Annotated in this window: 8 protein-coding genes; 4 read left to right on the top strand and 4 right to left on the bottom strand. The window is 69.8% G+C overall.

Annotation, left to right across the window (positions count from 1 at the left end):
- Positions 1-410 precede the first annotated feature (410 nt).
- Positions 411-860 carry a PTS sugar transporter subunit IIA gene (locus ACWDEX_RS27500; RefSeq protein ID WP_450466846.1) on the top strand — a complete coding sequence of 150 codons (450 nt, stop codon included), beginning with the start codon at positions 411-413 and terminating at the stop codon, positions 858-860.
- 80 nt (positions 861-940) lie between these two features.
- Positions 941-2,611 (top strand): phosphoenolpyruvate--protein phosphotransferase, encoded by a 1,671-nt coding sequence (gene ptsP, locus ACWDEX_RS27495; protein WP_450466845.1) that lies wholly within the window; start codon positions 941-943, stop codon positions 2,609-2,611.
- 102 nt (positions 2,612-2,713) lie between these two features.
- Here the strand turns inward: ptsP and ACWDEX_RS27490 are convergent, their stop codons facing one another.
- Both ACWDEX_RS27490 and ACWDEX_RS27485 read right to left on the bottom strand, forming a co-directional pair.
- Positions 2,714-3,613, bottom strand: a complete 900-nt coding sequence (locus tag ACWDEX_RS27490; protein ID WP_450466844.1) for a hypothetical protein — start codon at positions 3,611-3,613, stop codon at positions 2,714-2,716.
- 146 nt (positions 3,614-3,759) lie between these two features.
- Positions 3,760-5,727, bottom strand: a complete 1,968-nt coding sequence (locus ACWDEX_RS27485) for an acetoacetate--CoA ligase (RefSeq protein WP_450466843.1) — start codon at positions 5,725-5,727, stop codon at positions 3,760-3,762.
- Positions 5,728-5,940: 213 nt separating this feature from the next.
- Here ACWDEX_RS27485 and ACWDEX_RS27480 point away from each other — a divergent pair, with 213 nt between their 5' ends.
- Positions 5,941-8,307, top strand: a complete 2,367-nt coding sequence (locus ACWDEX_RS27480; RefSeq protein ID WP_450466842.1) for a glycoside hydrolase family 31 protein — start codon at positions 5,941-5,943, stop codon at positions 8,305-8,307.
- A gap of 97 nt (positions 8,308-8,404) precedes the next feature.
- Here ACWDEX_RS27480 and ACWDEX_RS27475 read toward each other — a convergent pair whose 3' ends face one another.
- Together ACWDEX_RS27475 and ACWDEX_RS27470 are read right to left on the bottom strand one after the other, a co-directional pair.
- Positions 8,405-8,941, bottom strand: coding sequence for an NUDIX domain-containing protein (locus ACWDEX_RS27475; protein ID WP_450466841.1), 537 nt, complete (start codon positions 8,939-8,941; stop codon positions 8,405-8,407).
- A gap of 46 nt (positions 8,942-8,987) precedes the next feature.
- On the bottom strand, positions 8,988-9,797 hold the full coding sequence (locus ACWDEX_RS27470) for a M15 family metallopeptidase (RefSeq protein ID WP_450466840.1): 810 nt from the start codon (positions 9,795-9,797) through the stop codon (positions 8,988-8,990).
- 483 nt (positions 9,798-10,280) lie between these two features.
- Between ACWDEX_RS27470 and ACWDEX_RS27465 the strand changes: the two genes are divergently transcribed.
- Positions 10,281-11,042, top strand: coding sequence for an MIP/aquaporin family protein (locus tag ACWDEX_RS27465; protein ID WP_450466839.1), 762 nt, complete (start codon positions 10,281-10,283; stop codon positions 11,040-11,042).
- The last annotated feature ends 9 nt before the right edge of the window (positions 11,043-11,051 follow it).

Here is an 11,051-nt window from a genome sequence, read left to right as displayed (position 1 = left end):
TTCCCTTCGGTGTTTCCGACTCTATCAGATCTTTTCTCGACCCGATTTCCTCGGTGCTTTCCAGGTTCCCGCTCTCGCGTTTCCCTTTCCGGCGGATCCGACTTTATCAGTGTTTTTCCGTCTCCATGACCACTGTTCTGCGGACATGCAGAACGGCCCTGAGATCAGGAACTGGCAAGTTGGATGCTGCCGAGCCAGGACGCTTAACCGCGTCACTCAGCCCCAGGCAGGGGTACGACTATACACGGGCCCTGGAGCACACGCAAATCACTTGGGCTGCCGCTACAGGGCCATCAACCCCTACGTCTCATGCGGAACCGGCACTTCATATGACATACGCTGCTTCACAGTGCGCCGTCCGGGACAGGTAGTGACGGCGCGTTTGAATCTCCACCCCTGGGAGGCTTCCCATGACCACCGTGACGTCCCCTATCGCAGGACGTGCGATCGGACTGGCCGCAGTGCCCGACCCCGTCTTCTCTGGAGCGATGGTCGGGCCCGGTATGGCGGTCGACCCCGTGCGTGAGCTCTCGGAGGCCGTCTCTCCCGTGGACGGGGTCATCGTCTCGCTCCATCCGCACGCCTTTGTCGTTGTGGACGCCGAAGGTCACGGTGTGCTGACCCACCTGGGCATCGACACGGTGCAGCTCAACGGTGAGGGCTTCGAAGTACTGGTCAACAAGGGCGACACCGTCACGCGTGGTCAGGCGGTCGTGCGCTGGAACCCGGCGGCCGTCGAACAGGCCGGGAAGTCTCCGGTGTGCCCGGTGGTGGCACTCGAGGCCACGGCCGACTCCCTTTCCGGTCTCCGTGAGGACGGCGATGTGAAGGCCGGCGACGAACTCTTCACCTGGCAGTGACGCCGACGCCGTGCTGAACGGCAGTACAGAGGCAACGATCGCGGTGGCGGGGCCCACCGCATGATTCGGAGACGGGTGAGATGGAAACAACGCTGCGAGGCGTCGGTGTGAGCCACGGCGTGGCGATCGGCGAAGTTCGGCACATGGGGACGGCGGTGCTCGAACCGCCGGCCAAGCAGATTCCGACGGAGGACGCGGAGCGCGAACAGGGGCGCGCACGCCAGGCCGTGGACGCTGTGGCCGCCGACCTCATTGCGCGCGGCAACCTGGCGGGCGGCGAGGCCCAGGCGGTACTGGAGGCCCAGGCCCTGATGGCCCAGGACCCCGAGCTGCTGGCGGACGTGGAGCGTCGCATCGCCGTCGGCAGCACCGCGGAGCGTGCGGTGTACGACGCCTTCGCCGCGTACCGCGAGCTGCTGGCCGCCGCCGGTGAGTACCTCGCCGGTCGCGTGGCCGACCTCGACGATGTGCGGAATCGTATCGTCGCCCGTCTGCTCGGGGTACCGATGCCGGGTGTCCCGGACAGTGACGAGCCGTACGTCCTCGTCGCCCGTGATCTCGCGCCTGCCGACACGGCCCTCCTGGACCCCACCCTGGTCCTCGGCTTCGTCACCGAGGAAGGCGGGCCGACCAGCCACAGCGCGATCCTGGCCCGGGCGCTCGGTGTTCCTGCCGTGGTGGCGCTGCCGGGTGCCGGTGAGCTCACCGAGGGCACGGTGATCGCCGTGGACGGCAGCACCGGCGAGATCTTCGTGAATCCCAGCGCCGAGAAGAAGGCACAACTGGAGGCGGCGGCCGCCGAGCGCAAGGCCGCCCTGGCTGCTTCGACGGGTCCGGGTGCCACGGCTGATGGTCACAAGGTGCCGCTGCTGGCGAACGTGGGTGGCCCCGCGGATGTGCCGGCCGCAGTCGAGGCCGGGGCCGAGGGCGTCGGCCTGTTCCGTACGGAGTTCCTCTTCCTGGACGACAACAAGAAGGCGCCGTCGCAGGAGAAGCAGGTCGAGGCGTACCGGCAGGTACTCGAGGCCTTCCCGGAGGGCCGTGTCGTCGTGCGGGTGCTGGATGCCGGCGCGGACAAGCCGCTGGACTTCCTGACTCCGGCGGACGAGCCGAACCCGGCGCTGGGCGTGCGCGGCCTGCGAACGCTGCTCGACCACCCCGAGGTGCTGCGTACGCAACTGACCGCGCTCGCGACGGCCGCGGAGGGGCTGCCGGTCTACCTCGAGGTCATGGCGCCGATGGTCGCCGACCGCACCGATGCGAAAGCTTTCGCGGACGCGTGCCGTGAGGCCGGGCTGCACGCGAAGTTCGGTGCCATGGTGGAGATCCCGTCGGCCGCGCTGCGGGCGCGCTCGATTCTTCAGGAGGTCGAGTTCCTGTCACTGGGGACCAACGATCTCGCGCAGTACACGTTCGCCGCTGACCGTCAGGTGGGTGCGCTCTCCCGCCTGCAGGATCCGTGGCAACCCGCGCTGCTCGACCTGGTCGCGGTGTCCGCGGAGGCGGCGAAGGCCGAGGGCAAGAGCTGCGGTGTCTGCGGTGAGGCCGCGTCGGACCCGCTGTTGGCCTGCGTGCTGACGGGCCTGGGTGTCACGTCCCTGTCCATGGGTGCGGCGTCGCTTCCGTATGTTCGAGCGACGCTGGCGAAGTACACGCTGGCGCAGTGCGAGCGTGCCGCGGCCGCCGCGCGGGCCGCCGACACGGCCGAGGAGGCGCGACGAGCGGCGCAGGCGGTGCTGTCCGGCGAGTAGCCGGAACGTCGCTTCCGTCATCGGGCAGCCAGGGGCGCTTCACCCGCGGGTGGAGCGCCCCTCACTTACTCGGGCGCCTGTCGGTTGCTCAGCGTGTCCGGATCATGCGTGCAGTGGTGGCTCCGGCTCGTCCGTGCCATGGGTATGGCCCATCGGTCCGCTGTCCCCGAGATCGGGTGGTGCGCAGTAGTCGACGCCGGACTCCGGGGAGACGAGGTCGCCGGATTCGATGTCGGTGCAGTAGGCGTCGAAGACCTCTCCCGCGGTGAGGGGTACCAGGCGTTCCCCGCGCAGGCGCCAGCCATAGACGCGGTCCGCCGTGTCCGGTGCGATGGTGCGCATGACGAGTCCGCCCACGCGGTGGGTGGCGAGGCCCAGGGCGAGGACGGAGGTGAATTCAAGGACCTCGGTCTCGTCGATGCTGATCGTGCCGTCGGCGTCCTCGTCGGCGTGCAGCACCGCGACGAGCGTCTCGGGCGCCGTCGAGACGCTGCACACGAGATGGTGGTGGCCGGGGCTCGCGGTTTCGAGGATGCGGGTGAGGAGCCGGGAGGCATGCGCGAAGGTGGCGTGCCCGATGTTCTCGCCGCAGGAGGCGCAGGGGCCGAGGTGGGCCAGCACGGTGGTCGCGTACTGCCAGGTGGCCTGTCGTACGGCCTCGTCGACCAGGTCCGGGACGAGTTCGTCCAGTGGCTGTCCCTCGTACGGGATGGTCGGCCCCATGGTGGCCAGTTCCGCCGTGAAGCGGGTGCGGCTGGAGGGGGCGTCGGGTTCCAGGCCGCTGTCGGCGCAGAACTCCGCGTACTCCTGCGGGTCGAAGAGGGCGACCGTGGTGTGGCTGCCCTGGTCGGCGAGACTCCTGAGCAGGGCTTCCACCTGCTGGAGGTAGGTCGTGTGGTCGTCGAAGGCGAAGGTGCGGTAGCGCCGCATCGCGGTGAAGTCGTCCTCATCGGCCAACAAGCCGATGGTGCCCACGATTTCGCGGCGCAGCGCACGTCGCATGGAGTGTTGTTCGGTGTACGGCACGCTTCCCCCTACTTACGGTCGATCAGTGCTCACTCACAGTAATGAGTGGCACTGACAACGCGTACCGACCGCGGTGGCCGCGGCAATGGCGAGGGAGTTGACCGGGTGTGCTGCGGCGAGCGTCAGCCCCGTTTGTGAGCCAGGTCGACGTAGAACTGCAGCAGGTCGAGCTTGTCGATGGAGCCCGGGTTCACGGCCTTCTCCAAGGGGGTGCCCTGAAGGAGGCGTTTGACCGGGACTTCGATGCGCTTGCCTGTGAGGGTGTGCGGGATGCCCGGGACCTCGATGACCTCGTCGGGGACGTGGCGCGGTGAGAGCTGTTCGCGGATGACCTGTTTGATGCGGTTCCGGAGGGTGTCGTCGAGTACGGCCCCGGGTGCCAGGTGGACGAAGAGAGGCATCCAGTAGCCACCGTCGGGCTGTTCGACACCGATGACGAGGGACTCTTTGATCTCGGGGAGTCGTTCGACGGCCTCGTAGATGTCGGCCGAACCCATGCGGACGCCCTGGCGGTTGAGCGTGGAGTCCGAGCGGCCATGGATGATCACGGAGTCACGGGAGGTGAGGGTGATCCAGTCTCCGTGGCGCCACACTCCTGGATACATGTCGAAGTAGCTGTCGTGGTAGCGGCTTCCGTCGGGGTCGTTCCAGAAGCGGATCGGCATGGAGGGCATCGGGTTGGTGACGACCAGCTCGCCGACCTCGTCGATCAGGGGTTTGCCGCTGGGGTCCCAGGACTGCAGGTCGGTGCCCAGGCAAGGTGCCTGGAGTTCGCCGATGTACACCGGGAGGGTCGGGACGGCACCCGCGAAGCAGGAGCACACGTCGGTGCCGCCGCTGACGGAGGCGATCCACAGGTCGTCACTGACCTCGTCGTGCAGCCAGCCGAAGCCGTCGGGCGGCAGCGGCGAGCCGGTCGTCGCCACACACCGCACGCGCGCGAGGTCGTGGTCGCGCGCCGGGTGCACCCCGGACTTGCGGCAGGCCATGACGTACGCGGCGGACGTGCCGTAGAGGGTGGCGCCGGTGCGTGCGGCGATGCGCCACTGGGCGCCCGTGTCGGGGTAGCCGGGGCTGCCGTCGTACAGGACGATCGTGGTGCCGGTCAGCAGGCCGGAGACGAGGAAGTTCCACATCATCCAGCCGGTGGACGTGTACCAGAAGAAGCGGTCCTCCGGACCGAGGTCGCAGTGCAGGCCGAGCTGCTTGAGGTGTTCGACCAGGATGCCGCCCTGGGACTGGACGATGGCCTTGGGCAGGCCGGTCGTACCCGAGGAGTACAGCACCCACAGGGGGTGGTCGAACGGGACCTGCTCGAAGACCGGCTCCACGTCCGCCGAGGTCAGGGCCGCCCATTCCAAAGCGCCTTCGGGGGCGTCGGTGCCGAGCAGCGGGATGTGGACGACGGCACGCAGGGTGGGCAGTTCGCGGCGCAGCTCGGCGACGACGTCGCGGCGGTCGTGCTCCTTGCCGCCGTAGCGGTAGCCGTCGACCGTGAACAGCACGACGGGCTCGACCTGCTGGAAGCGGTCCAGGACACTGCGGGCGCCGAAGTCGGGGGCGCAGGAGGTCCACACCCCACCGACGGCGGCCGTGGCGAGGAGGGCGACGACGGCCTGCGGGATGTTGGGGAGGTAGCCGCTGACGCGGTCTCCGGGACGGACGCCGAGGGCGCGCAGCTCGGCGGCGAGGGAGCCGACCTGGCGGCGCAGCTCGGACCAGGTGACCGGGCGGAGGTCGTGGGTCTCGTCGACGGCCAGGATGGCGGGTTCGTCGGCGCGGGTGCCGGCCGCGCGCAGGGCGTGTTCGGCGTAGTTCAGGGTCGCCTCGGGGAACCATGTGGCCCCGGGCATGGAGCGGCTGCCGAGCACGCGCGCGTAGGGGGTGGTGAACCGTACGTCGAACCACTCCGTGACGGCCTTCCAGAAGGTCTCCAGCTCGTCCACGGACCAGCGGTGCAGGGCGGCGTAGCCGCCCTCGGAGGGGGCGCCGTGGTGTTCGGCCGCCCAGGCCTGGAACCTGGTGATCTGTGCCCGAGTGATGCGGTCGGCGTCGGGCTGCCAGAGCGGCATGGGGTTCGCTGAGGTCATGGGGCGGCTCCCGGACTGTGCGCGTGGTGTGCGTGGTCCGCGCACGGGCTGAGGTGTGCGCGTCACGCGGCTGACACGGACGATGCCATGTGATCGACTTCTGCACCAGGGTGCGCCGCACATAGTTGGCATCGTGAAGATGTGCTCTTGCCCTGGGTGAACGACAGTTGAACGGCGCCTCCGTAGGGGGATGTCAATGGCAGGGTGAGCAGCATGGACGGTCGTGACCTGGTGCGTTCGGTGAAGACGGTCGGTTCGGGAGGTGTGGCGCAGGGCCTGCGCATGGTACGGGCCGCGTGGCGCAGGAGGCGTGCCGACGCAGCCGGATTGCCGCGGCGCGGAGCGGAGCGGGCACGGGTGCCCGGCACCTTGCAGGAGGTGCGGCCCGAGCCCGGCGGCGGTGTCGTCCGGTTCGCCCGCTCCGAGCTGCGGATCACGGTCGCCGTGAACGGGGCGGTGTTCTGGGGCTGGGACGGGGCCGGCGCGGAGCCGTCGTACGCGCTCGCGGGCAACAGTCCCGAGCCGGATCGGCGGGCGGTACTGGAGCCGGACAAGGACGGGGGCTGGCGCGTCGTGGCGAAACGCGTCACGGTCGTGGTGTCGCGGCACGGCGCGATCGAGGTGCGCACGCCGGGCGGGGTGACCCTGCGCCGGGATCTGCCGCCCCGCTGGTGGGAGCCGGTTGACGGGGGTGACGGGCGGTGGATGCAGCGGTCCGAAGTGGCACCGGACGCGCGGTTCTTCGGGCTCGGCGGGCGGGCCACCGGACCACGGCTGGTCGATGGAACCTACCGGCTGTGGAACACGGACCCCGGCCGGCCTTTCGGGCCCGGCGACGACCCGCTGTACCTCACCATGCCGGTGCAGATGGTGGTCGCCGACGCGGGCACGCACCTGGTGTTCCACGACACGTCGTGGGACGGCACAGTGACGCTGCGTGAGGGCGGGGAGGGTGCGGGGTCGGGTCACGACCGGGCGGGAAGCTGCGAGCTGCGGGTGGACGGTGGGCCGCTGCGGTGCTGGGTGACGGTGGGCACCCCCGCGCGCGTGCTTCGTGTCTGGGCGTCGTTGACCGGTGCACCCGCCCTGCCGCCGGCCTGGGCGCTGGGCCACCACCACGCACGGTGGGGCTTCGGCAGCGAGCGGGAGGTGCGGCGGATCGTGGCGGGCTACCAGGCACGCGGTCTTCCCCTGGACGCCGTCCATCTGGACATCGACCACTACGACGGTCACCGGGTGTTCACGGTCGACCGGGACCGCTTCCCGAAACTGCCGGTGCTCGCCGAAGAGCTGCGCCGGGACGGGATCCGCCTGGTGTCGATCGTCGACCCCGCGGTGAAGGCCGAACCGGGCAACTCCGTGTACGACAGCGGCAGTGGCGAGGACGCGTTCGTACGTGACGCGTCGGGTCGGGTGGTCGAAGGCGTCGTATGGCCCGGTGAGTCCGTCTATCCGGACTTCACGCATGCGCGCGTGAGGCAGTGGTGGGGCCGGCGCTACGAGGAGCGCCTCGCTCAGGGCTTCGCGGGTTTCTGGCACGACATGAACGAGCCGGTGTCGTTCACGGCCTTCGGGGAGAACACACTCCCCCGCTCGGCCCGGCACGCGTTGGAGGGGCGTGGCGGTGACCATCGCGAGGCCCACAACGTGTACGGGCTGTGCATGGCCCGGGCCGCGTACGAGGGCCTGCGCGCTCTCGCCCCCCGGGAAAGGCCGTTTCTCTTCTCGCGTTCCGGTTGGGTGGGAATGCAACGCTATGGGGGGACCTGGTCCGGGGATGTGGCCACGGGGTGGCCCGGGCTGCGCGCCTCGCTGTCGCTGGTGATGGGGCTCGGACTGTGCGGGGTGCCGTACTCCGGGCCGGACGTGGGCGGCTTCGACGGGAGTCCGTCTCCGGAGCTTTACCTGCGCTGGTTCCAACTCGCCTCCTACCTGCCGCTGTTCCGTACCCACGCGAGCGTGCGGGCCGGGCGCCGGGAGCCCTGGGAGTTCGGCGACGACGTTCTCAAGTACGCGCGCGTGGCGCTCACCGAACGGCGGCGCCTGCTGCCGTACTTCGTCACGCTGTCGCATCTGGCGCGCCGCACGGGTGCGCCCTATGTGCGGCCTTTGTGGTGGGGCGCGCCGGAAGACCGGGCGCTGAGGGACTGCGGGGACGCGTTTCTGCTCGGAGACGGTCTCCTGGTGGCGCCGGTGCTGGAGCCCGGGGTGGACCGGCGGACGGTGCCGCTGCCGCCGGGGCGGTGGTACGACACGGTGACCGGGAAGGCGTTCCAGGGGCCCGGCACGGTGGTGGTCGACGCCCCGTTGTCACGGATTCCGGTGCTCGTGCGCGCGGGTGCCGTCCTACCCGTGCGGGGTGAGGACGGCGGTCTGGAGCTGGAGGCCTGGGCGCCGGCCCGGGGGCTGTCCGGGGGCGGCCTGGTGGTGCGGGACGCGGGCGACGGCTGGGACGAGCCGGAGATCGAGCGGTATGTGAGCCGGTGGTCGGGCCGGCGGGTGGTCGTCCGGCGGGACGGGGACGAAGACCGGGGAGAGACCGTGCATCCGATACGGGTACGCGGCCTCGCCCAGGGGTGACGAGGTGGGGCGGCCCGCGGGTACGTCGGGCGGAGGCCGCGGGGGCCCTGGACATGACGAGGGCGGGACGAGCGCAAGCACCGTCCCGCCCGAAGGCTCACCCGTACCGGCCCTCGAACCAGCCCCGCACCGCCAGTGTGTGCAGCGGGAAGGCGAGTTCGGCCGGCCGGCGCAGCAGGTGCCAGCCCTCCGTCTCGTCCGTGCCGACGGACGGCAGCAGGTCGGCGGCCGCACGTTCGGGCAGGAGTCCGAACAGCAGCAGATAGCCGTCGGGTGAGCTCATCGCATCGACGAGCCGCACATCGCGCCCGGCCGCGTCGATGCCGGTCTCCTCCTTCAGCTCACGGACGACGGCATGCCGCCAGTCCTCCCGCTGTTCGATGAACCCTCCTGGCAGGGCGATGCCCCCGCGTGCGGGATGGATGGTGCGGGTGATGACGAGCAGGGCCGTGCCCTCGAGGTCGTGCACGGGCTGGAGGGCCACTGCTACGGGCAGCGGATTGCGGTAGGCGATCGTGCCGCAGTCAGCGCAGGTGCGTGGCCAGCCGGAGACGCCCTCTCCGTAGAGTGCCCCACAGCTCGAACAGTGGGAGTCCGGCACGGAGCCGGTGGACGGGAACCGGGATTCGGACACGTGGCGGACTGTATCCGATCGCGTCGAGGGCGTCTTCCGGGACGACTCAGTCAGAAGAGGCGAGCGACGCCCGGGACACCGGGAAGTCGAAATAGGTGTTCGGGTACGGCTCCGGCTTGTAGGTGAAGTGCCACCACTCCTCAGCGAGGTTGACGAATCCGAGGCCCTCCAGAGTGCTCTTCAGCAGTTGCCGGTTGGCACGCCGCTCGCCGGTGATCCGGGGGTCGTCGGTGTGGGCCAGGGTGTCGAAGCAGTCGAAGCCCGTCCCCATGTCGATGGAGTTGTCCGGGAAGCGCTGGTCCCGGGAGGTGTAGCACGGCACGAGCGGCTGGCCCGGAACGTACGGCCGGGTCGGCCTGGCCGGAAGCCGTACGATCGTCAGGTCCATGGTGGAGCCGCGGCTGTGCCCGGACTTCTCCGCGATGTAACCGTCCGCGAACAGGCGGGTCTTGTCGACCTGCGGGTAGAACTCGGCCTTCATCTTCTGGTCGTCGAGGTCCTTCGCCCAGCGCACGAAATGGTCGACTGCGCGCTGCGGCCGGTAGCAGTCGTACACCTTGAGCGAGTAGCCCTGGCTCAGCAGCTTCACCTGTGCCTTGTGGAGGGCCTCGGCGGCCGGGCGGGTGAGGATGCACAGGGGCTGCCGGTAGCCGTCTATGCGCTCGCCGACGAAGTTGTGCGGGGTGAAGTACCGGATCTCCTCGAGGATGGTCCGGTCCACCGATCTCAGCGCCACGAAGTCCGCGGGCGCCTTGGGCGCCATGGCGGCGTGGGCGGTGGCGGAGGCGGGCGCGACGGACAGCAGGGCGGCGAGCGCGGTGACGATTCCTCGTACCGCGGCGGAGAGTCGTGTCATGTCCCTTGCATTTATCAGGCATGGGTCGGTCGGGGGAAGCGAGTGGCGCGATCCGCGTTCGCCCGGTGGGACGACTGCGGGCGCTGCTCACGGTTCCGACGGTCGATCTCGGGCTCTACGGGCATGCCCTGCACGTCGACCGGCCGGCCGTGAAAGCCGCGGAGCCGGAGGTGCGACGTCCGCCTTCAACCGTTGCTGTCGGCATCCTTGACGCTCTGTGGGTGCCGGTGAAAACTTCCGGGTGTCAGTCGGCATCGCCGCCATTCGGGCGTCTTCAAGTGCTGCGCCCCGGGCCCACGCCAGTACGACCGGGCCGTTCCCCCCACGGGCGATTCCGCCGGACGAGCACGCTCGTCACGGACGCCGGGCGGGGACGGGGAACCTCCCCTCCCTGCCTTCGGCTGAAGTCGCCAAGGGAAACGCACCCTGCACCAAGGACGGACACGGGGCGGAACCGCCCCGGGCGAGGGCCTAGGAGCCGCCATGACCCATGGAAGCATCTTCGTCGGCGAGTTGATCGGTACGGCCATCCTGATCCTGTTCGGCGCCGGTGTCTGCGCCGCCGTCACCCTCAACCATTCCAAAGCCAAGGGCGCGGGCTGGGTCGTCATCGCCTTCGGCTGGGGCTTCGGTGTCCTGGCGGGTGCGTACACCGCCGCCCCGAAGTCCGGCGGACACCTCAACCCGGCGGTGACCCTCGGCCTCGCCATCGCCGACCTCACCAAGTGGGGGGACGTCCCGTACTATCTGCTGGGTCAGATGGCGGGCGCGATCCTCGGCGCCGTCCTGACCTGGCTTCTCTACTTCGCGCAGTTCCAGGCCAACGCCGACGAGGACACAGCCCTGCCCACGCTCGGGATCTTCTCCACAGCCCCGGAGATCCGCCGTCCGGTCGCCAACCTGATCACCGAGATCATCGCGACCGTCGGTCTGGTGCTGCCCATCCTGTTCTTCGGCAAGAACCCCGGCACGGGCATCGGTCCCGTCCCCGGCATGCAGGCGGCCTACGGTTCGGGCATCGGGCCCCTGCTCGTCGCCCTGCTCGTCGTCGGCATCGGTCTGTCCCTGGGCGGGCCCACCGGCTATGCGATCAACCCCGCCCGTGACCTCGGCCCGCGCATCACGCACTCCCTGCTCCCGATCCCCAACAAGGGCGGCTCGGACTGGGGTTACGCATGGATACCGGTGGCGGGACCGCTGATCGGCGGGGCGCTGTCGGCCCTCGTGTTCAAAGCAGCCTTCTGACCCTCGGAC

The sequence above is a fragment of the Streptomyces sp. NPDC001020 genome, from assembly GCF_053599115.1.
Note: the sequence above shows the minus strand (reverse complement) of the source record. Positions and strands in the feature narration are given on the sequence as shown.